The sequence below is a fragment of the Exiguobacterium sp. UBA3968 genome (genome assembly GCF_002385115.1).
In the GTDB taxonomy this organism is placed as follows: domain Bacteria; phylum Bacillota; class Bacilli; order Exiguobacteriales; family Exiguobacteriaceae; genus Exiguobacterium_A.
This window is the reverse complement of the sequence record NZ_DGCW01000005.1, coordinates 767,919-789,838: the sequence shown is the minus strand read 5'-3', so window position 1 is coordinate 789,838 and position 21,920 is coordinate 767,919. Positions and strand designations below refer to the sequence as shown.

At 46.0% G+C, this 21,920-nt stretch carries 25 protein-coding genes; 11 read left to right on the top strand and 14 right to left on the bottom strand.

Features of this window, described 5'->3' with window-relative positions:
* Positions 1–55 precede the first annotated feature (55 nt).
* The 3 genes from B3S86_RS05785 to B3S86_RS05775 are packed head-to-tail and all read right to left on the bottom strand — an operon-like array spanning position 56 to position 2,983.
* Entirely contained in the window at positions 56–1,015 is a 960-nt protein-coding gene (locus B3S86_RS05785) for a FecCD family ABC transporter permease (protein WP_290753216.1), read from the bottom strand.
* 5 nt (positions 1,016–1,020) lie between these two features.
* Complete coding sequence (locus tag B3S86_RS05780; RefSeq protein WP_035408110.1) at positions 1,021–2,004, bottom strand: FecCD family ABC transporter permease; 984 nt, start codon at positions 2,002–2,004, stop codon at positions 1,021–1,023.
* A 58-nt stretch (positions 2,005–2,062) separates the two neighbouring features.
* A complete protein-coding gene (locus tag B3S86_RS05775) occupies positions 2,063–2,983 on the bottom strand; it encodes an ABC transporter substrate-binding protein (protein WP_290750210.1) in 921 nt (306 codons plus the stop codon).
* Between the two features lie 183 nt (positions 2,984–3,166).
* Between B3S86_RS05775 and B3S86_RS05770 the strand changes: the two genes are divergently transcribed.
* Positions 3,167–3,910 carry an arylamine N-acetyltransferase family protein gene (locus tag B3S86_RS05770; RefSeq protein WP_290750205.1) on the top strand — a complete coding sequence of 248 codons (744 nt, stop codon included), beginning with the start codon at positions 3,167–3,169 and terminating at the stop codon, positions 3,908–3,910.
* 5 nt (positions 3,911–3,915) lie between these two features.
* Positions 3,916–4,386, top strand: coding sequence for an NUDIX hydrolase (locus B3S86_RS05765; protein ID WP_290750202.1), 471 nt, complete (start codon positions 3,916–3,918; stop codon positions 4,384–4,386).
* A 44-nt stretch (positions 4,387–4,430) separates the two neighbouring features.
* Here the strand turns inward: B3S86_RS05765 and B3S86_RS05760 are convergent, their stop codons facing one another.
* Genes B3S86_RS05760 through B3S86_RS05750 form a run of 3 tightly spaced genes read right to left on the bottom strand, consistent with a single transcriptional unit; the run spans position 4,431 to position 6,749 of the window.
* Complete coding sequence (locus tag B3S86_RS05760) at positions 4,431–5,135, bottom strand: DUF554 domain-containing protein (RefSeq protein ID WP_290750199.1); 705 nt, start codon at positions 5,133–5,135, stop codon at positions 4,431–4,433.
* A gap of 16 nt (positions 5,136–5,151) precedes the next feature.
* On the bottom strand, positions 5,152–6,084 hold the full coding sequence (locus B3S86_RS05755; RefSeq protein WP_290750196.1) for a multidrug resistance efflux transporter family protein: 933 nt from the start codon (positions 6,082–6,084) through the stop codon (positions 5,152–5,154).
* Positions 6,084–6,749, bottom strand: coding sequence for a GntR family transcriptional regulator (locus B3S86_RS05750; protein ID WP_290750193.1), 666 nt, complete (start codon positions 6,747–6,749; stop codon positions 6,084–6,086). Before B3S86_RS05750 ends, B3S86_RS05755 begins: the two co-directional genes overlap by 1 nt.
* A gap of 141 nt (positions 6,750–6,890) precedes the next feature.
* Between B3S86_RS05750 and B3S86_RS05745 the strand changes: the two genes are divergently transcribed.
* The 6 genes from B3S86_RS05745 (at position 6,891) to B3S86_RS05720 (ending at position 11,053) form a co-directional block, all read left to right on the top strand.
* Complete coding sequence (locus tag B3S86_RS05745) at positions 6,891–7,214, top strand: PadR family transcriptional regulator (protein WP_056061231.1); 324 nt, start codon at positions 6,891–6,893, stop codon at positions 7,212–7,214.
* 1 nt (position 7,215) lies between these two features.
* Positions 7,216–7,974: a hypothetical protein gene (locus B3S86_RS05740; protein WP_290750188.1), complete on the top strand. Its 759-nt coding sequence runs from the start codon at positions 7,216–7,218 to the stop codon at positions 7,972–7,974.
* Between the two features lie 123 nt (positions 7,975–8,097).
* The gene (locus B3S86_RS05735; RefSeq protein WP_308101496.1) at positions 8,098–8,514 is read left to right on the top strand and encodes an SRPBCC domain-containing protein; all 417 of its coding nucleotides are present in this window, start codon (positions 8,098–8,100) and stop codon (positions 8,512–8,514) included.
* A gap of 194 nt (positions 8,515–8,708) precedes the next feature.
* A complete protein-coding gene (locus B3S86_RS15370) occupies positions 8,709–8,843 on the top strand; it encodes a DUF2164 family protein (protein WP_308102102.1) in 135 nt (44 codons plus the stop codon).
* A 712-nt stretch (positions 8,844–9,555) separates the two neighbouring features.
* The gene (locus B3S86_RS05725; RefSeq protein WP_035408125.1) at positions 9,556–10,461 is read left to right on the top strand and encodes a helix-turn-helix transcriptional regulator; all 906 of its coding nucleotides are present in this window, start codon (positions 9,556–9,558) and stop codon (positions 10,459–10,461) included.
* A gap of 76 nt (positions 10,462–10,537) precedes the next feature.
* Positions 10,538–11,053, top strand: coding sequence for a DinB family protein (locus tag B3S86_RS05720; RefSeq protein WP_035408126.1), 516 nt, complete (start codon positions 10,538–10,540; stop codon positions 11,051–11,053).
* A gap of 92 nt (positions 11,054–11,145) precedes the next feature.
* On the opposite strand, the gene B3S86_RS05715 is transcribed toward B3S86_RS05720, so the two are convergent.
* Both B3S86_RS05715 and B3S86_RS05710 read right to left on the bottom strand, forming a co-directional pair.
* Positions 11,146–11,709 carry a GNAT family N-acetyltransferase gene (locus B3S86_RS05715; RefSeq protein WP_290750181.1) on the bottom strand — a complete coding sequence of 188 codons (564 nt, stop codon included), beginning with the start codon at positions 11,707–11,709 and terminating at the stop codon, positions 11,146–11,148.
* Between the two features lie 15 nt (positions 11,710–11,724).
* Positions 11,725–12,960 (bottom strand): MDR family MFS transporter, encoded by a 1,236-nt coding sequence (locus tag B3S86_RS05710; RefSeq protein WP_290750178.1) that lies wholly within the window; start codon positions 12,958–12,960, stop codon positions 11,725–11,727.
* 99 nt (positions 12,961–13,059) lie between these two features.
* On the opposite strand from B3S86_RS05710, the gene B3S86_RS05705 reads away from it, so the two are divergent.
* Together B3S86_RS05705 and B3S86_RS05700 are read left to right on the top strand one after the other, a co-directional pair.
* Positions 13,060–14,694: an ABC transporter substrate-binding protein gene (locus B3S86_RS05705; RefSeq protein WP_290750175.1), complete on the top strand. Its 1,635-nt coding sequence runs from the start codon at positions 13,060–13,062 to the stop codon at positions 14,692–14,694.
* A gap of 139 nt (positions 14,695–14,833) precedes the next feature.
* On the top strand, positions 14,834–15,973 hold the full coding sequence (locus tag B3S86_RS05700; RefSeq protein WP_290750172.1) for a globin domain-containing protein: 1,140 nt from the start codon (positions 14,834–14,836) through the stop codon (positions 15,971–15,973).
* 49 nt (positions 15,974–16,022) lie between these two features.
* On the opposite strand, the gene B3S86_RS05695 is transcribed toward B3S86_RS05700, so the two are convergent.
* The 3 genes from B3S86_RS05695 to B3S86_RS05685 all read right to left on the bottom strand — a co-directional run bounded on the left by B3S86_RS05695 (position 16,023) and on the right by B3S86_RS05685 (position 18,679).
* The gene (locus B3S86_RS05695) at positions 16,023–16,763 is read right to left on the bottom strand and encodes a sugar nucleotide-binding protein (protein WP_290750169.1); all 741 of its coding nucleotides are present in this window, start codon (positions 16,761–16,763) and stop codon (positions 16,023–16,025) included.
* 179 nt (positions 16,764–16,942) lie between these two features.
* Complete coding sequence (locus tag B3S86_RS05690; protein WP_290750166.1) at positions 16,943–17,194, bottom strand: hypothetical protein; 252 nt, start codon at positions 17,192–17,194, stop codon at positions 16,943–16,945.
* Positions 17,195–17,479: 285 nt separating this feature from the next.
* The gene (locus B3S86_RS05685; RefSeq protein ID WP_290750163.1) at positions 17,480–18,679 is read right to left on the bottom strand and encodes an MFS transporter; all 1,200 of its coding nucleotides are present in this window, start codon (positions 18,677–18,679) and stop codon (positions 17,480–17,482) included.
* Positions 18,680–18,854: 175 nt separating this feature from the next.
* Here B3S86_RS05685 and B3S86_RS05680 point away from each other — a divergent pair, with 175 nt between their 5' ends.
* Complete coding sequence (locus tag B3S86_RS05680) at positions 18,855–19,172, top strand: hypothetical protein (protein WP_023468204.1); 318 nt, start codon at positions 18,855–18,857, stop codon at positions 19,170–19,172.
* A 47-nt stretch (positions 19,173–19,219) separates the two neighbouring features.
* Here the strand turns inward: B3S86_RS05680 and B3S86_RS05675 are convergent, their stop codons facing one another.
* From B3S86_RS05675 to B3S86_RS05665, 3 genes are all read right to left on the bottom strand, one after another.
* Entirely contained in the window at positions 19,220–20,155 is a 936-nt protein-coding gene (locus B3S86_RS05675) for a cation diffusion facilitator family transporter (protein WP_290750160.1), read from the bottom strand.
* Positions 20,156–20,230: 75 nt separating this feature from the next.
* Positions 20,231–20,851, bottom strand: coding sequence for a class I SAM-dependent methyltransferase (locus B3S86_RS05670; protein WP_290750157.1), 621 nt, complete (start codon positions 20,849–20,851; stop codon positions 20,231–20,233).
* Positions 20,852–20,987: 136 nt separating this feature from the next.
* On the bottom strand, positions 20,988–21,902 hold the full coding sequence (locus tag B3S86_RS05665; protein WP_290750154.1) for a hypothetical protein: 915 nt from the start codon (positions 21,900–21,902) through the stop codon (positions 20,988–20,990).
* Positions 21,903–21,920 lie beyond the last annotated feature (18 nt).

Sequence of the window (21,920 nt, the reverse complement as noted above, 5' to 3'; positions counted from 1 at the left end):
ATAAAAATGGAGTCCTTCGCGTAATCGCTAGGACTCCATTTTGGTAGATCGAACATCATGCCGTCCGTTCTCTCCGTAAAAGATACAGGAAATATGGCACACCGATGATCGCTGTAATCAATCCGGCTGGTACTTCAAGTGGTGGATGTATCCCTCGACCGAGTGCATCCGCGACGACGAGTAACCCTCCGCCGAGCAACAGCGCCATCGGCAACACAGCAAGATGCTTATGACCAACGAGACGCCGTGCCATATGTGGCGCAATCAGTCCGATGAAACCAATCGCACCGACCGTCGCGACGGCAACACCAGCTAGAATGACCGCGAGCGCCAAGAAGATGTGCCGCGTCCGCTGAATTGGTAACCCAAGACCGATACTGACTTCTTCACTGAGTGATAAGACATCGAGTTGACGATGGCGATAGAAGATGATTGCACCAATCACGACGAGCACGGGCGCTAAGATCATCACTTCCTGCCACCCTTTCCCGAACAGACTCCCAGCGAGCCAGACGAGTGAATCGTTCGTTTGGAGCGGAAACTTGATCAACAAGTATTCCGTCCCGGAAGCACAAATCGCACTGACCGCGATACCAAGTAACGCAAACGAACTACGAGAGACATTCCCGCCCCGCTGAAGCATCATTAAGGCGATCATGACAAGTGCTGCTCCGATGAAAGCAGCGATTGGTGTTAACAAGAGCGGACCATCCGGCACGAGGGCAATCGTTAAAACGGCGAACAGTGACGCACCATTCGTCACACCGATCACGTCAGGCGAAATCAATGGATTACGGATGACACTTTGTAAGATGACTCCGGCAAGTGAGAAACTCGCACCTGCTAAGAAAGCAAGGACAGTTCGCGGCAGACGGTAATTTTGGACGATGAAGGCATCCTTTCCACCAAAGAACGACTGCCATAGTTCCGATAACGATAACTGAATCGAGCCGACCGACAGTAAGGCAAAACTCGCGAAGAACACGAGCACCGCAACAATCAAAATCCGACGCATGTCTTTCATCGTAATCCCCCTTTCATCTGACGACGTGCCAGAACAAGGAAGAATGGTGCACCGAGCAATGACGTCACGATGCCGACCGGTGACTCATACGGATAGGCGATGAACCGCGCGAGGACATCGGCATACGTCAGCAGAAGTCCACCGATGACGGCAGCGACCGGCAGAACGATCCGGTAATCTTCCCCGACGAGGCGCCGCGTGATGTGCGGAACCATTAATCCAATGAAACCGATCGCTCCGGCGACAGCAACGGTGACGCCTGCGAGTAAGACGACACTGATGCCGGCAAGCAAACGGATTCGCGTCACTTTTTGCCCGAGACCGACCGCGACGTCTTGCCCCAGTTGGAAGACAGCGAGCGATTTCGCGAGACTCGCCGCAAGAAGCAAACCAGCAATCGACCATGGGAGGACGATCCGTAGTTCAAGCCAGCTCGCGTCACTGAGCGAACCGGACAACCAGTACAAGACGTTCGTGATCCGGTCGTTAAAGAGAATCAAGCCTTTCGTCAGCGACGTCAACAAGAGATGGATCGCCATCCCGACGAGGGCAAGTTTTAATGCTGTCATCCCGCGAACGGAGGCGAACGAAAAGACAAGCACTCCACCGACTAAGGCACCGGCAAAGGCGAAGTAGATCAAATTTGCCGTTCCGAGCGACGGAAAGACGAGCAGGCTTAAGACGACGAGAAATGACGCACCGGCATTGACACCAAAGACTTGCGGTGAAGCGAGCGGATTTCGTGTCACGGCTTGCATGATTGCCCCTGCAACGGCAAGATTCGCTCCGAGCAACAATCCGAGTAAGAGCCGCGGTAAGCGCAGATTTGTCAGGACGAGCCCTGCTTTTGATGTCGTGCCACTAATCCACTCTTGGACTAAGTGAATCGGATTCATCTGTGTGATGCCAAAGAACAGGCTACTATAAACCGCCAAGCAACCGAGTAATAGAAGTACAAAAATCAGACGTTTCCGCTGCACCGGAGCGTTCCCCTTTCATCAAGACGAAAAGCCAGATTGCTCCGGCTTTTGTCGTTCATTATTTCTGTTGTAACAATTGAATTGCTTCGTCAACGATCTGTTCTGCAGCGTCAAGTCCTCGATAGCGTGTCCAGAGGTCACGATTGACTTCATAAACTTCCTTGTTCTTAACCGCTGTGATCTGATTCCAGAGCGGATTGTTTTTCCACTCCTTCAGCAGTTTCGGATCGGCTTCCGCCATGAAGATGACGTCCGGATCCCATTTGACCATCTGCTCTAACGTAATCGTAACGGTAGGTTCCGCTGTTTTCGTAACAGCGTTCTCGATACCGATCTTCTCGAGTAATTCACCATCAAACGACGTCTCACCGTGTGCCGTCAGTGAATCGGCGCGGAAGACACCAACCATCACTTTTCGGTCGTCGTTTGGATCCACCTTTTTCTTCGCTACATTCAATCGTTCTTCATGCAGGGCAAGTCGGTCATCCATCTGTTTAGTTTTCCCGACTGCTTCCGCAATCGTCTTGAACGATTCGATGTTCTCTTCGTACGTCGCATTCCGACTCTTCAAGATGATCGTCGGTGCGATTTTTTGCAGTTGCTTGTAGATTCCTTTATGGCGGTTGAAGTCGCCGATGATTAAATCCGGCTGCAAGGAACTGATCACTTCAAGATTCGGTTGTTGACGTGTACCGACTTCCGTGAACGCGATGTCTTTTCCGAGTAATCCGGAGACATCGGTCTTATTTTCTTGTGCGATTCCGACTGGTGTAATCCCAAGTTCGTCTAACGCATCAACGAATGAGTATTCAAGTGCGACGACCTTCTTCGGGTGCTCCGGCACTTTCGTTTTTCCTGCCTCATGCGTAATCGTCCGCGTCTTTTCGTTTGTTTGTTCTGCTTGACCTGAACAGGCCGCAAGCATCAAACTGCTCAACACGAGGAGCGTCAACGCTGTCATCCAAGTTTTCCGTCTCATGATGAGACCTCCTTTAGTTCGTGATTCGACATTGAGAATCATTCTTAATTAATCCTATTTCAGCATATCAAAGATTCCCATCGAACAAAAGGGTTATCCTTATTTTCAGATAATATATGCTCAAATCCACATTTTCTGAAGCAATATGGGATAATCAGGTAGTATATAAAGGAGGGATTACAGATGGATTGGATGAAGGACTTGGAACAACGGCTCGGATTTCCGCTTGAGACGATCACGTTTGATCAGTTACCTCGCTTACTCGAAGCCTTTGCCTACCAGTTACCGTTTGAGAATACGACTGTACTTGAGAAACGAATCCGTCCGTTTAACGACGAGCGCTTCATTGAAACGTTTCTGACGGAGCGACGTGGTGGTGTCTGTTATGACTTGAACGGACTGCTGCATCGTGTCCTACAAGAACTGAATTGTCCCGTTCGCCTCGTACAAGCGACCGTCTATGATCAGAAATCAGCAGCCTGGTCAGCGACGGGGCCGACACACGTTGCAATCATTTGGAATGAGACACACCTACTTGATACCGGCTTCGGTGTCAATTTACCGCTCGTTCCGGTTCCCTTGAGTGGGGAGACGGTTCATTCCGCTAGCGGTAGTTACCGGATTGGCAAAGGTGATGTTCTCGAAATGCAACGGACAGGACAAGCCGAGTTCGTGACTGGCTACAAGTTCGACCGTGAGAAGGCAATTACAAAGGGTGACTTATCGAAGATGGAACAGATCATCCAACAGAGCGAAGCTTCACCGTTCAACAAAGGTCGTCTCATCGCAATGCGGACTCCAAGCGGTCAAAAGACGTTGACCGAACGGACGTTACGAATCGAAGACACGACGACGACCGAATTGCCGGTCGCAGGTCCCGCTCAATTCGAGATGCTGTATCAGTCTCACTTTTTAGGACAGGAGTAATGAACATGGATCGATATACGCTTTGTTTAATTCGCCACGCGGATAGTTTTTTACTCGTCAACCGCCAAAAACGACCAGCGATGGGCATGTGGAACGGTGTCGGCGGCAAGATTGAACCGGGCGAGACACCGGAAGTTGCTGTCATCCGCGAGACGTTCGAAGAGACGGGCATCACGCTCAACAAAGTGACAGCAAAAGGCATCGTTCGCTTACACGGGGAAGAAACGTCTGGCATGTATCTCTATCTTGCTGAACTAGAAGACCGCCCGTTTCCGACACCGGTCATGACGATCGAAGGTATCCTTGATTGGAAAACACTCGACTGGATCTTAAACGATGAAAACATGGGAATCATCAGCAATCTCCGGCATTACTTACCGGTCGCTTTGTCAACGGATCAACCGTTGTTGCATGACTTCCATTACGATGGACATACAATCACTGCTTACGAGACACACAAATTGATCGAGACATAAACAGAAAATCCCCACTCGTCCGTTATCGGATAAGTGGGGATTTTTCATGAGAACAGATGGATACCGGTGACGATAACTGCGACGATGACGATTCCCGGTAACAAGTTCGCAACACGAATCTTCGTGATGCCAGCGAGATTAAGACCGATTGCCGCAATCATCACTCCACCAGTCGCCGTCATCTCAAGAATAAATTCCTGTAGTGCGGCGTCGGGAATGAATTTCGTGATCGCAACGGCACTTAATGCAATCGCCCCTTGATAGAGAAAGACGGGAATCGCTGAGAACATGACACCGATCCCGAGCGTTGAACTAAGGACGAGTGCCGTAAAACCGTCAATCAATCCTTTCGTATAAAGGACGTCGTGATCCTGACGTAATCCACCGTCGAGGGCTCCTAACACACCCATCGCGCCAATGACGAAAATTAACGTCGCTGTCACGAATCCTTCCGCGATGTTCGACGGACGACCGCGACTGATCTTACGTTCGAGCCACGCTCCCATCCGGTCGAGTTTCTCATCGAGCCGGAACCACTCGCCGATTGCACCACCGAGAACAAGACTACCGATGACGATCAAAAAGTTCGTGCTTTTCATCCCCATCTGCATTCCGAGCACGACGACAGCGAGTCCAATCGCCTGCAGGACGGTCTCCTTCATGCGTTCCGGAATCCGGTGGAACATTAATCCAAGCAACGTCCCGATGATGATCAGGACGGTATTGACGAGTGTACCTGTTAAAACCATCTGACAGCCTACTTTCTCAATTGATTTTTCGTTTAGCGGAACGAACGACGGTTCGCTCTGCCTGATTCAAACTATGCAACGTCATCCCGAGCATGACGAGGATGATTCCGAGTGTCGCGAGTCCCGTTGGTAGTGCCGCGTGAAGGAAAAGAATCTCTCCGAGAACAGTAAAGACAATCTCGAACGATTGCGTTGCTTCGATCGCTGCTAACCGAACCGGATCTGTCCGAACGAGCGACGTCGCGTAGAAGAAAAGCGACGTTGCGATGACGCCGGAGAACAACGCGACGAAACCGGACTGGGTCACTTGGCTGACGCTCGGTAAGCCGACCTGTATGTAAGCAATCACGAAGAGAACGATCCAAAACGGCAGACTGGCGATCGTCATTCCGAGAATCCGCTCAAAAACGTCAAGTTTGTCCCCATACCGTTCCATCATCTTCCGGTTCCCGAGCGGATAGGCGATCGCAGCGACGAGGACCGGCAAGGCACCGAACAAAAGCGACTGCAGCGATAGACTTCCTGCGACGGATACTTGCATGACGACGACACCGAGGACGATCAGGACGGAATACTTCAGTGCTGACCACGGGATCCGTTGGTTAAACAAGGGGGCAAGCAACGGTCCCGCTAAAATCGTCAACTGCCATGTCCCGGCAATCAACCAGCCTGGTGCGTAGTCAGCAGCAAAACAGATGCTGCCGTAGAACAGTCCGAAGCCGATCGTTCCATACAGTAACCAAAAGCCGATATCGGCTCGAAGCGCCTGGAAGACGCGCCCGATCCCCCGTCGCATCATGACGATGACGATAAAGAACGGCAACATCAGGAAAAAGCGAAGCGATGCACTATAAATCCAGTGACCGCCTGCCCCTTGCATCGATTGATTCAAGATGAAGGTGACGGCAAAAAACATTGCCGCTAAAATTCCATAAATGATCGGTCGCATCAGCTCTCCTCCTTTAGTGTCGAGACGAGTAGACGCCCGAGCCCGTTCCAATTATGCTCCGTCGCCTGGACGAGCTGCTCGACATCCTGTTGTTGACATGCATCTAAAATCGTTGCATGATCGGCAATCGACTGGCGTCCGAGACGATCAAACTGAGCATATTCGAGCCGGCGGATCAACGGGGTCAACCGACGGATTGTCTCTCGTAGTTGATCGTTTTGACTGCGCTGCACGAAGACATCGTGAAAGGCATCGTCAAGTGCTAGTGCCGCCTCTGTATCCTGCTGATCAATTGCCGTCGTGAATTGTTGATGAATCGACTTTAGACTCGTTAGATCGTCATCCGTCAGCATTGGTCCTGCTAAACGCGCCGCTAACCCATGCAGTGTCGCAATGATTGGATAAGTTTGCTGTGCCTGTTCGGCATCGAGTTCCGTCACGATCGTCCGTGAACCCCGTTTTGCTAAAATCAATCCCTCCTCTTCGAGTCGTTTCAAGGCTTCGCGGACCGGTGTCCGACTGACACCGAACGCTTCCGCGAGTGCTTGATCGTTCACCTTTTCTCCTGGGGCAAGACGTAAGGTGATGATGTGGTGTTGCAAGCGTCGATACACTTCCTCACTTAAAGGAAGTCGTGCAATGGCAAAATCATTTGTAGGTTTCATACAAGTAATATATTACATATCAATTCATCGCGAAAGCACCATCCTAAAATTCATTGGATTTATTTTACTCACTACCTTGCAATACAAAGTAGCATAACGTATCATTACCTTGTAATACCAAGTAGCGAAAGGAAGATGCGGATGTCATCGACGCAAATGTTAAAAGGAATTCTCGACGGTTGCTTACTCGCACTGATTGCGGAAGAAGAGATTTATGGCTATGAACTGGCGACGAAACTGAAAGCGTACGGTTTCGCTGACATCAGTGAGGGAACGATATATCCTCTATTGATTCGGATGCAAAAACTGGACTGGATCGAAGCAACCTCTCGCGTCTCCCCGTCCGGTCCAAAACGAAAGTATTATTCGATCACGACGAGCGGTGTTGAAGAACTCGCCGCTTTCAAACAAAGATGGCATCACCTTTCAACGAGTGTCGAAAGCATTTTAAAGGAGGACGAATGAGATGACCCTATCGACGGAATCAACACGATTTTTGGAAGACTTAAAGGTATACCTACTTGCTTCGGGTAAAAATGAATTGGCGACGAACGAGATTGTCAAAGAACTCGAAGATCACCTGATCGAAGCGGAAGCGGACGGAAAATCCGTTCGCGCGATCACGGGTGATAGTCCCGCCGATTACATCCAATCGATTTCTAAAGAGATGTCATTTGATCCAAAAGAAGCGCTTTGGATCGTCTTGCAAGTTTTTCTCGGCGCATCCAGTTTTCTCTATCTTCAAAACCTCTTGAATGGTACAACGACGTTCAGTATCTTGCTCGTTGGCGGTTTCCTGTTGATTAGTGCCGTTTACCTGACCACCTTGGCGTTTCTCTTCCGTCAAGATGCTTTACGTGATGGCGCGCGCCCTCGTATCATGCGTTACGGCATTCATGGTAGTATTCATTTTCTGTTAATCATCGGACTATTGATCGTCAACGGACTTGTTGATTCACCAAAGATCACGTTATTCCCAAGCGTCGGCTGGATGATTGGTGCCCTATTGATTATCTGGATTCTTGTCACGGCATGGAAGACGAAGACATGGATTTTGCCGATTGCATTGCTCGTCTATTTTGTTCCCCAAATCATTCTCCGTTCTGTATTTGATTGGTCGGAATTGACCTCTGGACTTGTCGGATATGCTGTTGCTGCCATTACAATGACAGTCGCTTTTATTCGTGAATCTAAACAAGATCAGTCAAACGTCTCAAAGCACTGAAGCAACGATTTGGTTCTGATACTTAAAATGACCTCAGCGCTAAGATCATTTTTGTATATCATTGAGAAAAAATTGAGGATAGAATTAGAATAAAATATATTAAAAAAGAATAGGTGGTTGTAAATGATGCATCAATCTGTGAAAGATATTCAACATTCCATTAAGATCAACAAGCCCATTGAACAGGTATGGGAGAACATCTCGACGGCTCGCTCTTTATCTAAATGGTTTATGCCAAACGACCTTGTCGCACAAACAGGATGTGTGTTTCATATTCAATCTCCTTTTGGTCCATCTCCTTGCACGGTATTAAACGTACAACCAGAAAGAGAATTATCGTTTAGTTGGGATGAAGATGGATGGATCGTGACCTTCTCCCTAACTCCATTGAACGACCTTACCCTTTTCACTGTGACACACAGCGGATGGAAAAACGCTGATGACCTTGTGCCGAAAGCAAATCAGCCACAAGGTCGTGTCCGTAACTTTATGGACCAAGGTTGGGATGGGATGCTTCAGAAATTAAAAGCAACATTTTAAAGGAAGGCATGTACATTTTTTTACGACAAAATATAGACTGTGATTTTAAAATACATTCTCTTGTAGTTTTTTTAGATCATTCAGAGATCAACAAAAATAAAGGGAGTGTCGTTATGTTCAATCGATTTAGTAAAGAACAATAACAAATTATCCAGTCTATTTAAGATTTTTTCTTAGAAGAGCGCAACGAAGAGCTGTCTGAGTTCGCCGCAGAACGTGTTTTTGATTTCATCAAAGAGTCAGTTGCTATTCACTTTTATAATATTGGAATTCAAGACGCTCATGCGGCTGTGTTAAGTCATTCGCGTCACTCGACGATGAATTGTTAACGCTCAAGCATCCCGTATCTCCATAATATATTTTTAGCAGAGATCTTTTGTCATCCTCTACAAAAAAGTATGCGCCGGCGCATACTTTTTTGCTCTTTAGCGTTCACTTTCAACTATGTTTCATTAAAATGTATCTCATTATTTTTTTATCGAACCATCCATTGTTCATTTTATAGGATGACGGATCATTTCAGTCGAATGTATTGAATCATTTTGTAAATAAAGTATAAAACGACTATAAAAATAAAGACGTTTCCTAGCATACTTATGGCTGCAACCTGATTCATTTTTTCCCACTCTCCTTCTTATTTAGATAAGGACTTTATTTGAATTGAACCGAATTTTAACATACTTCCTTTTCCATACGTAACCCTTGATTTTACATTTTTATGATTCATAAGTAATTTTCATTTTTTTGGTGTTAGCTTCCCGACTTCAAAGTGGTAGCTGTCTTATCGCCGAATAAATTCTTAAAGAAATAGGTCAAAATTACATATTGAATTAGATTTACAATCCAAACATATCTAATAAGATAAGGAAAACCACAAAAAGTATGCGCGATGCATACTTTTTTCTTTGGATTTTGATTCAATTCATTACGAAGTACTTTTTAATCTCTCCATAGAACGAATAAATCAATTATACTAAACGTAATTATTTGTATGGAATGACGGTTCACACTATAGTCGTGCTTAATACAAAGGAGAATTTTTTGAAACTCGAACGATTATTGACTATCATATTTAAGTTGCTGCATCGCTCTACGATCTCGGCCGCTCAATTAGCTAGTGAATTAAATGTCTCTCAGAGAACGATTTATCGAGATATCGAAACCATTAGTGCAGCTGGAATTCCCGTTACTTCTTATCATGGAACTAATGGAGGTTTCGGTATTATTGAGAATTATAAATGGGATAAGACCTTTTTAAATGCGTCTTCTATGGTCGATGTTTTATCTTTAATGAAAAGTTTATCAGCGCAATTACATGATCAAGATTTAAAAAATACGCTAGAACGGCTATCGATTCTTACGACAGAAGAACAAAATAACCATTTACACATTGATTTAGCTGATCAATCCATTGAGCCCACTTTCTTAATTGATCTTCAAAAGAGTATCAAAGAATCAAAAAGAGTTCTGTTTCAATACATCAGTGCTCAAAAGGAACAGACCATTCGAGAAGTAGATCCTATTTTTCTACGATATAAATTTCGTACATGGTACCTTTATGCTTATTGTTATTTAAGAAATGATTACCGCGAATTCAAAGTGTCACATATGCTCAACCTTCAAAGACTTTCAACATCTATTCAGGATAACCATCCCATTCCTGGAGACAGAGCTGTCGTGAAACCCGCACGGGAAAGTATCACGTTAAGAGTTCATCCTGAATCCATTCATGTAGTCTTAAACCATTTTCAGCATCAATCGATGGTTTTTGAAGAAGATGGTAGTGTTACGATGACTTTATTGTTACCTTCACCTTTACATGCGGAATGGTTAATCAACATTTTATTAAGCTTCAGATCAGGTGTAGTTGTTATTCATCCCTTGTACTTACAAGACATATTAAGAAATGAAGCCAAAAAAATAGTTAATCTATATGAGGATATATGACACTCAGATGTCATATATCCTTTTTTATAATGAACGTAGTTAGACAGTTCTTACTACAATTAAAGGAGCGATTTGGATGAATGCCGGAAAAACGATGTATGAATATCACAACTGGGCGATGCAGTTGATGTTAGATCATATGGATGCATTACCTGAAAATCTATTAAATAAAGAGGTGAAAAGCTCTTATCCGACAATCGCTAAAACACTTAGTCATATTCTTGCAGTTGATACTATGTGGATTCATGTTTTAGAAAAAGTAGAATTTCAACAAGCGCTACAAGATGCGATGAGTCAATTACCATTAACTGATGCATATACAATTGAAGAATTCAAAACAGCATTCAAAAATATAGCATCAAAGTATCAACTATTTATAAATCAGAACTCAAATCTTACTATGACGATACATGTGGATAATCCTTGGTCTGGTCCACGGGAAACGACTTTTGAAGAAATTCTTTTACATGTAGCCAATCACGGTACGTATCACCTGGGGAACATTACTACCATGTTAAGGCAGCAAAATGAATCCTCATTGATGATGGATTATTCTCTTTTTTGGTATGAAGATATGAAAGTTAAGCCATAACAGAATGTATTCGTTTTTAATGTCTATTTAGACATCACTAGATAAAATAAAAAGGCGTGCACCGGTGCACGCCTTTTTATTTTATCTATTTATCAATTCCCTTGTATTGCTTCATACCGCTCACGCGTCCAGTTATAGACATGACTCGTTACGGTCCGTCCGTCGATTCGCTCTAATACGAATGGTCGGTCAAGAACAGGTGTAAAACCGAGTTTCTCAACGACACGGCGTGACTGGTCATTAAAATCAAAGTGACCACACCAAACGACATCGATCGGCAGTTCCCGGAAGATGAAATCAAGTATTGCTTCAACGATTTCCGGCATCCGCCCTTCTCCCCAGTAGTTAGGCGCGAGGACATAGCCGATCTCGACTTGACGGTCATGGGTGATTGAATCGTCCGGCCGACGATTAAAGTGAAATCCGAAGCTCCCGATGACTGCCCCCGTCTCCTTATCTGTCACGGCATATTCACCAGGTGACGCTTGGAAAATGCCAATCACTTCCTGGCTTTCGTCAAGTGACGCGTGCGGCGCCCAGCCTGCTTTTGGTCCAACATTTGGATCCTTCGCGTAAGCATACAATGCGGCTGCATCGTTTTCTTGCCAACGGCGTAACAGGTGCCGTGGTGTTTCGATAGTATCTGGTAAGTTCATCTGTATTCCCCCTTATTAAGATACGTTTCGCTCTCGTTCGACCGATTCCTTCACGAACAGACTCGTATAGACTAATCCAAATCCCGTCAAGAGGATCAATCCGAGGTATACACTCATCATCGACGGGATCAAGAATGTCCCGAATAGAATCGTCGACCGAGAGAGTAAGTCTGCTCCAGCAAACGACGTTCCGGCGAACGCTGAGTACGCTCCGCGTTGATCCGCCGGCATCATGTTCGCTTTTTGTGTGTTTAAGACCGGAGAGTAGAGCAACTCGCCAATCGTTGCGATGAAGATGAAGACCATCAGTGCCGTCATACTGTTGGCACTCGTCACGACGACGTAACCGATCGTGTACAGCATCAGACCTGCAGCGAGCGTCCGGCGCGGAGACAGACGCTTCGCAAGCCGCTGGACGATAAACGTCAACGTGACGACGAGCAACGTATTTTCGATGTTGATGATACTCATCATCCGAACCCCGTTGATCGACCACCCGGTAAACGATAGTGGTTCAAACGAATCAGCGAGGCGGACAGCGACGTAACTCCCCATCGAAAACTCAGCCGCTAAGATACACATCGAACCAAAGACGACCTTGACGAACGGACGGTCCTGCCAAGCGAGTTGATAGCTTGTAAAGATATCCGTGATGACACCACGTAGTTTCTGACGTTGCCACGTCCGTGGTGTGTCGTCGAGAAACAGGTAGTACGCAATCGGTAAAACGGACGACGTAAAGCTCAAGATCCAAAACAACAGCAATTGATTGCTGACGTAGAGCCAACCTCCGAGCGCCGTTCCGATGGCGATTGAGAGATTGATCAACCAGTAGTCGAGCGCGTAGACCGCTTGGCGGTTCTCCTTCGTCGTCGCATCGATGATAATCGCTCCCATTGCCGGACGACCAAGATTACTCGTCACCGAGAAGACGGCGTAAATGACCATGAACAGCAGCATCCAGTCGAGCGTCAACGAGATCGCCATCGTGATGAACGTCAACGCCGTGAGCGCAGATGTCGTGACGAGTAGGCGTTTACGAGAGAAGCGGTCGGCGAGATATCCGCCGAGTAGATTGGTGATGAAGCTGACGAAGACCATCGCGATCAAAAACGCACCGGCGATGACTTCGTTGAATGCCTTGACGAACAAGAGAGCCATGAACGGCATGATCGAAAACGAGACAGCGCGGTTGAAAAACGATGTGATGAGACGTACTTTAATTGGTTTCGGTATTTCTTTCCATTTCATATTGTCACCTTCCATTCTCTACCTGTATCATAAACAAGACAATACATAAGAAAAATGGACGTCATATAAAAAAGATGTCCCCTTTTAAGGAGGATGAACATGATGGATGCTTATCTTTTTATGTTATGGAAGACTTGCCGAAATGGACATTATCCGATCACGACACTCGCGGAAGCGATCCATTTAAGTCCTAAACAAACAAAACGATATCTCAATAAATGGCAGGAAGAAGGCTGGATGAATTACACGAGTGGTCGCGGACGGGGCAACTTAAGTGAACTCGTCTGGTTACGCCACGTCGAACGGGAGTATGCGAAACGGATGCTCGAGCGGATCGACCGTGATTCGATCGAATCAGTGACGGAAGAACTGTCGTGGGACTGGTCACCGGCACAAGCAGGACGCTTCATGCGCCAACTCGAGCGAAAGTTTGGCTATACGCAAACGACATCGGACGCCTTGCTGATTCCTCGGAAACGCAACTTCTTGACGACACACCCGTTAGAAGCAGCTGACATTCATAGTGCTCACCTCGTCCAAAACGTCTTCAACCGTTTGTTTACGATTGACGTCGACGGCAACATCCAAGGCGAACTGGCACATCACTATGCCTGGAATGGTCCGATGCTCAGTCTCTTCTTACGTAAGGACGTCCGCTTTCATGATGGTTCCCTCCTGACGAGTAAGGAAGTGACGAAGAGTCTCCGTGCTCTGATCAACTATCCGGCTTATGCCTCTTCATATCGGCACGTCAAACAGATCGTCTCAAACGGTCCGTACCGGGTCGATCTCACACTCGATCAGCGCAGAAGTTCGATTTTACCGCAGCTCGCTTCGATTCATACGAGCATCATCAAAGATGGCATTGGAACGGGACCATTTCAACTCACGCAACATGACGATAAGAAAACCGTTCTGACGGCATTTCCGAATTACTTTGGCATCCGCGCCCTGCTCGACCGAATTGAGTTCATCCAGATGCCGGAGCAATATGACCCGGTCTACCGGACATCAGCATCTGACTCCAGTCCGATTGATACGATTGCGACGCAGTCCGGATTTGGTATCGTCTTTCTCCATCCACGCGCCGGTGGTCCGTTTGAATCAAAAGCAGCGCGACATTATATCCATCGGCTCATCAAGGAAGTCCGTGATGGCATTCATGACTTCCATGAACGGACACAACCGAACGACTCTGGTTTTCTTGAGTCCTATAGTCCATCGTATACCGTCCCGGACGGTCCTGCTGTTTTGTTCACGCAACCAATTCGGATCAAGTTGACTGATTTTACGGACAAAGTAACACGTTGGCTCTGTCAGCGATTTGATCAGGACGGGATTCCGTATGAGTTCGTCGAAGTCGGATTCGAAGAGAGTATTACGGATTTTCATGTCTACGATACGATCGATCTCGCCATTCATGCCGAAGTGTTCGAGCGGAATGTCCAGTACGCCTTCTATCAGTTCATGACGAATACTTTTTCACCACCGATCCGGCTATTTCAGCAGATTCCCGAGATGCTGACATGGATTGAACAATACGATGCAACACCGTTCGAAGACTGGCTTCCGATTCATCAAGCAATCGAACGCTACTTGATTAACGAATCGTATTTCATCCCGTTCTATCACGATACACGACTAATTCCGTATCCGATCGAGCTGCAAAATATCACGATCGACTCATTCGGTTATTTTGATTTCTCAAAGCTCTGGATATCCAATCAATCGTGACGAATCCTTGTCGATATTTTGACTTGCTTGTGACAAAACGCACGAAGTTCTTTAATCTAGTATTTTAAATGTTGTATTAATGACGAGGCTACGAAATACTAAGACTGTATTCATTACTTAGTGAAAAGGAAGTGGTCTTATGTTATCAACCTCTACCATTCAAATTGTTCAATCAACCGTCCCGGTCCTTGCATCGCATGGCGCCGCAATTACGAAAGTCTTTTATCAACGTTTATTTCAAGCTCATCCAGAACTCAAACATGTCTTCAATCAATCGAATCAACGGAGTGACCGACAATCGCAAGCACTCGCTACAGCCGTTTATGCCGCTGCTGCTCACATCGATCGACTCGAGACGTTAAAACCAGTCTTATTACCAGTGCTGCATAAACACCGGAGTCTACAAATCAAGCCGGAGATGTATCCACTTGTCGGTCAAGAATTACTCGGAGCGATGCAAGACGTCTTAGGGGAAGCCGCAACGCCTGCAATCCTGCAAGCGTGGGGTGAAGCATACGGGGAGATTGCCGATTTGTTCATCACACTCGAAGCCGAACTATACACGCAGGACGAACAGGCGAAAGACTTTTCCGGTTATCAGTCCGTCAAGATTTCGGATATCCAGGAACAAGCAGACGGCATCCGCTCGCTGACTTTCAAAACGGACAATCCGCTCCCTGATTATCGAGCAGGGCAATACATCACGGTACGGATTCAAGATCAAGATGGCTTATGGCACAATCGTCAGTACAGTCTGACGACGGCATCAAACACGACGACTTATACGATTGGTGTCAAACGAGAAGGCATCGTCTCGAACTACTTACATGCAGCTCGAATCGGTGACACGGTGTTAATCAGTGCGCCAGCAGGTGCCTTCACGCTTGATGCATCAGGTGAACCCGTCGTGTTGATTGCTGGTGGAATCGGCATCACACCGATGCTTGCAATGGCAGACGAAGCGTTAGCTGCTGGACGAGACGTGACGTTACATCACGCCGTCCAAGATGAACGCAATCGTCCGTTTAACGAACAACTCGCCCTGCTTGAGCAGCGTGGCGCTCGCGTCATTCGTTACGCAGAGCACCAGGCGACGGATCAAGCGGGACGTCTACCGAAAGACGTAATCGCAAGCATCACGGATCCGACATACGTCTGTGGTCCGGAAGCAATGATTCAATACGTCATTAAACACTTCACGGCGTCTTCGGACAAACTACATTACGAAATCTTTGGACCGGCACTCGCTTTTGCAACGGAAACGCCAGTCACGCAGTAAAAAACATCCCGCTCTCTTTGATACACGTCAAGGAGAGCGGGATGTTTGATTAGAGTGGCAATCGTTCTGACAACGGACGGACCAAAACGACATCTGTCGCCATCCGGTTATCTCGGCGCGGTTCATCGACTGGTTCAATCGTCCAGTTTTTCGCGTGGAGTGTATTTAAGGAGTGCGCTAAATCGTACATCGAATAACGATCGTTTCCGTTCAACTGATAGAGCCCCGCTTCGCGTTCAAGTAAAATCGTAACGAGCGCTTCTGCTGTATCTTCAAGCAACGAACTCGACGGATACCAGTTTCGACTTGCTTGAATGACACCGTGTTGCTTCATCTCGTTCGTAAAGAAGTCGACCATGTTGTTCGAACCTGCCTCCGTCCCGATCTGCCAGCCGATTCGGACGATTTTTGCTTGAGGATCAATTGCTTGAATCGCTTGCTCGCAAGCAATCTTATAGGCACCATACTCATCGGTCGCATCCGGTACAGCGTCCTTTTCAATCGGTGCTGGTACGTCGTTCGAAAAAACAGATACTGTACTCGTGAAAAAGAACGGAATCTGATATTCCTGGCACAAACGGACGAGCGCTTCCGTCCAACTGACGGACCCCATCCCAATATGTAGGAAATAATCCGGTCGTTCCGTTTCTAAAAACGTCCGCATCTGAGACTCGTCAGTCGTTGAGACTTTCGTCCGATCCCACGCGACTGTCTCGATGTCGTGCTTTGCTAAGACGTCCGCAACGACAGGCGCTACCGTACCATTCATGCCTGTAATAATCGCTTTCATGATGATCCATCCTCTCTTGTCATCTACTCATTTTGATTGATGTCTAAACTTTGAATCGCTCGACCTATCGCTGGTAACGAATAAGCGAGATCGATCCGTGTATTCAGTACCTCTTCATAGTATAATCCATCGTTTCGCATGACTTCCTCAGTGTTATGACGATCCTCCTCAAAATTGTCTCAGCATGAAAAAATACTCATGGTTTGTATCTCAGTGACTCCAGGCAAAATCAAACGAACAAACATGGTTTTGTCAGCCGTTCGGGCACGAAATACTACCTTATCCGGTAAACGCTCTTTCAGTAATTCGTGTTCTAAAAAGTTTTCGTTGCTACGTATGTAAAATTGCTCGATTGTTTCTCTTCTTTGTTCGACGATCCAATAAAAGAAGATATCCAATTGATCGATTTGTAGCGGACTCATTTTCTTCATGTTATCCATTCCCCATAATCAAGACATCATACTCACTTCACTAAAAAAAGAACCTGAACAAGGTGTTCAAGTTCTTGTTACTTTCATCCTATTTTACTTCGAAACGCCTTCCGTTGCCATTCGGCGCCACAGTACATTCAAGAAGACCGTCATCCCACTGATCGGAATCAAAAACAATAATGCCGTGATCCATAAACTCTCCATCGACTCCACTCCTCATCGTTCATTTCTATCTCTAGTGTACATAAGCGCGAAACCGCTTACCTCCACCTCAAGGCGGATATTTCATCCGACCTTGTCCTGTCGTGCCTCGGTAAAGGAAACGTTACGATGAATGAGTAACCAGATAGCTGTCAACACGAGACCACTTAAGGAAAACAGTAGGAAAACAAACGAGATGCTAAAGAGCGACGTCAAGTACGATGATAATCCGTAACAGAGTGCAGAACACGCCGTTGATGTTGCGACCATCGCCGTTCGAACCCGTCCGAGCAAGTGCGCAGGCGTCGAGCGTTGTAACAATGTCGCAAACGGAATCCCGAACAATGTCAGCGCCATGCCGAGTAAAACGAATCCGCCAATCGCAAGGGGCACGGACGACATATAAGCAACGATTGCAATCGCGAGTCCTTGCAGTACGACTGCGATCCGAAACAGCTTATCCTGTCTGATCGAGACGACCCACTTGCTGTAAAGGAGCGACATCGTGATCCCCCCGATCACCGTCGCTAGCTCAAGTGCGGAAAAGGTTTGGGCATTCCCCGATAAGACGTTCTTGGCATATGGTGCAAGTAAGGTATTCATCGGTGTGATCATCCAGTTCGCAAGGATCGCACAACCAAGGATCCATTTTAAGCGACCGTCACGCGCGACGTAATGAATCCCTTCGAGTAACGCTTCGCGGTACGATCCGACACGCGCTCCTTCTGCAACTTGCCCTGTCATATGTCGAACGAGTAACCAGGCGGTGAGATGCAGTCCCAGATCGAGCCACAAGATACTCGCAATCGAGAAGTGGGCAATCATCATCCCACCGAGTAAAAATCCGCTCAACGTCCCGATCCGTTCGATCGTTGCAAGATAGGCATTCGCTTGCGGCAATTGGTCATCTTCGACTAAATCAACGACCCATGTGAAGACGGCATTGCCGCCAATGATTTGCAGAATCGTCTGAACGACGAGTAAGCCGAGTAACCACGGTAAGACGACGTCTGTCAGACCGATTCCCGCTAACGTAATACCAAGCGCTAGCAAGCGAATGAGTAAGGACGTTTGATACAACGATGCGCTGACGAAACGGTCAATCCACGGTCCAACGAACGTTGAGACGAGAAAACGAATCAAAAACACACCTGTTGCAAGCAAGGCGACACCTGAAGCACTAATCTGTTCCGCGCTCAACCAGTAAATCGCAATATAAACAAAACTCGTTCCGACAGTCGATAACAAATCGGAGACATACATAAAACGAAACGCACGTGACATGATGCTTTATTCCTTCCCTAAAACGACTTCTTGTTCATCTTACAATTTTTCTCAATTGCTGCCCATTCTTTTTTCGTCATCACATCGTCATCGTCTGTTAAGGCATTCTTACCCATCTGTAACAGAGCCGACATGTTCATTCGCTATACTAAAACGCATAGGGAGGTGAAGATCCATGAAAACGCAAACGCGTTATGACTATGAAACCGAACAGGAACAGGTCGACGTCCCGTCTGAGGCACGTCTAGGTTACTACTTTCTTTTGATTGTCCTGCCGCTTGGTCTCGCGCATCTTGTCCAGTCGCTTGCTCCTTCGCCGGATCAACACCACTCGTCCGTATTGACGGGTTTGACGTTCTTATCCATCGTCTTTTTCATGTACTTAGGTAACCGAGCTGCTGGAAATGCCAAAACGACCTTTTTCGGATACTCGATGTTCTTGAGTATCAGTCTGTTCGCGACGCTGTTTCTACCAACGGTGCCGATCATTTGAGCATAAGCAAACGAGCACATGTCCGACTTTGGACGTGTGCTCGTTTTTTAATGCGTATGCGATTCGTGTTTGCCGTCACAATACAACGTATTGCCATGTGCATGTTGATCCGTCTCGACCTGGATGGTCGCGTGGTTAATCCCGACATGTTTTAAGTCGTGATCAATCTGTTCGCGAATCGACTCCGACTCTCGGACGGTCATGTCCTCCTTGACGACGACGTGACACGATAACGCGTTATACCCACTCGTGATCGACCAGATGTGTAGATCGTGTAGTCCAAGAACGGCTTCGTTCGTCTGAATCGTCGAAACGACCTCATCAATGTCGACATCACTCGGCGTTCCTTCCATCAAGACGTGAACGGACGCCTTCGTCACGTAATAACCGCTCCGTAAGACGAGAATCGCTACGATGATACTCGCAAGTGGATCCGCCCATCCCCAACCGAAGAACAGGATCAGCAAGGCGGCTACAATCGCACCGACCGATCCGAGCATGTCGCTTAAGACGTGCAGATACGCACCGCGCATGTTGAGGTTATGTTCGTGCCCACCGCCGCGTGTCATGATCCAGGCAACTAAAATGTTGACGAGCAACCCGAGGACACTAATGATCAGCATCCCCGTCGTTGCGACAGCGGGTGGATCAATGAAGCGTTGAATGGCTTCAATGAAAATATAGAGAGCGATGACAATCAGCGTCACGCCATTTAGGATTGCGGCTAAGATTTCAAAGCGTTTTGAACCGAACGTCTTGTTCGCATCCGGTGCTTGACTCGAGAATTGGAAGGCTAACAGGGCAATCGCAAGTGAAATCGAATCACTTAACATGTGCCCGGCGTCTGATAACAATGCCAAACTGTTCGTCCAAATCCCGCCGATGACCTCGACGATCATGAACACAGTAATGATCAGGAACGACAGGCCGAGTACCTTTTTATTGTCCGTATGATGATGGTGGTGATGATGATCATGTGCCATGACATTGCCTCCTTTTACCTTTCATTCAAACGTCTATTTGAATTATAACGTGCCACTGTTCTTTGGTCAACGGGCTCATCCTTTATATCTCACAAGCGCTACCGTATGAAACGAACAAATGACTGGTCCACGTTTCAAAATGACTGATTCGAATCCCATTTTGTTTGCAAGCGGGATGAATTCCCGTTCGATCCGCTCATGTAGTTCTTCCCCCTCTTCCCCTGCTTTTCCATCACAGTATGTTAAAACGAATCGTCCGCCTGGTCGTAAGGCTCGATACATTTCTTGAAGCGTTCGATCGACGGATTCCCAAAAATAGATCGTACGAATACTATAAATACCTTCGACCGTCTCATGCACTAACTTCAAGTGAATCAGATTGGCTCGCTGAATCGTCGCTCGGTTTGTTTGAATGGCTTGTCGATTACGAAGCGTCGCAGAACGAACCATTGTCTTTGACAGATCGAGACCTGTAACGTGCTTCGTATCTGTTTGCGAAAGCAAATAGGCAATGCCATGTCCCGCACCTGTACCGAGTTCTAGAAAAGTTTCTCCTGCCTGAACGTTAAGTATGTCGATCGTCCATTTCATTTCTTCATGATGTTGCCGGACCATGATCTCACCAATTGACGCTCCAATGATTCCCCGTGGTTTCGCATAATGTTGATCGATGAATCTATTCCAAAATTGCTTCATTTTTATCGTCCTGATTATCTACTCTCATGACTCCATTATCATTTCCTAGATAATTCAACACTATCAAAAAAGCAATGTGATTCCCTCACATTGCTGAAATATCGCATGTAATTGTATTGAATGAACGAGCGTTAGTTTAATAATAGCCTACCCAAGAAGGCTGCTCGTCCTTTACAGCTCTTTCAATTTTTCCAATCCAATCTGAAATATCATTTAATTTCATTTGTAATTCCTTTGTACTCATTTCAGTTTCATCTGCAGTTTTCCATAGTTCTTCAAAAGCGTATTTCACACCATCTATTTCCACCTCAATAGAGTCTTGACGGAAAATCCCAAAAAGGCCAGATCCTTTTTCGTCTTCTTTATCTCCAACTCCAGTTGCGTTAGGTGAACACTTTATTGATTGATAAGATAAATGAGAAAATTCCCACCCTGACGGAATCCTCTTAACTTTATAGACGTCATCATGTCCCCATCTACTACTATAAACACGAAAATCTAAATTAAAATTTAAATTTAAATCTCCTTGAGTACTTTTCCATTTCCGACTACTTTTTATCCATCTATTTAAGTCTTCAATTGAATGAAAATGATTATAAAAATCAGTTAGATTTTCCTCAGGAATTAAATCTCTATTAATAATGAATTGTTCTTCAAAAATAGGTAAAAAATACCAATGTAATTCTTCAACTAAACCTAACACAATATCAAAATTAGCAAAATATTCATCTTTTGAAATACGTTTTGGGTATGAGTAGTAACCTTTAATAAACAAATATGTTTCGTTAAACACTTTAACTTTATCATCTAATTCATCGATACTTTTATGTTTTTCAATATAATCCTGTAATTCACTTTGGATGCTTTCTTTTATAAAACCATCTTCAATTAGTTCAGTTTTAAAATTTATTATGTCACTTGCTTTAAAGTAGAAAATTCTTTTCAAATCTTCATCGGTTAATTTATTAGATAAATCAAAACCATCTTCAATGTGAGATTTTATCATTTTCATTTTTAAATTTCTTACTCTGGCTTGTTGGTATGTAATCATATTTTTACCTCCATATTT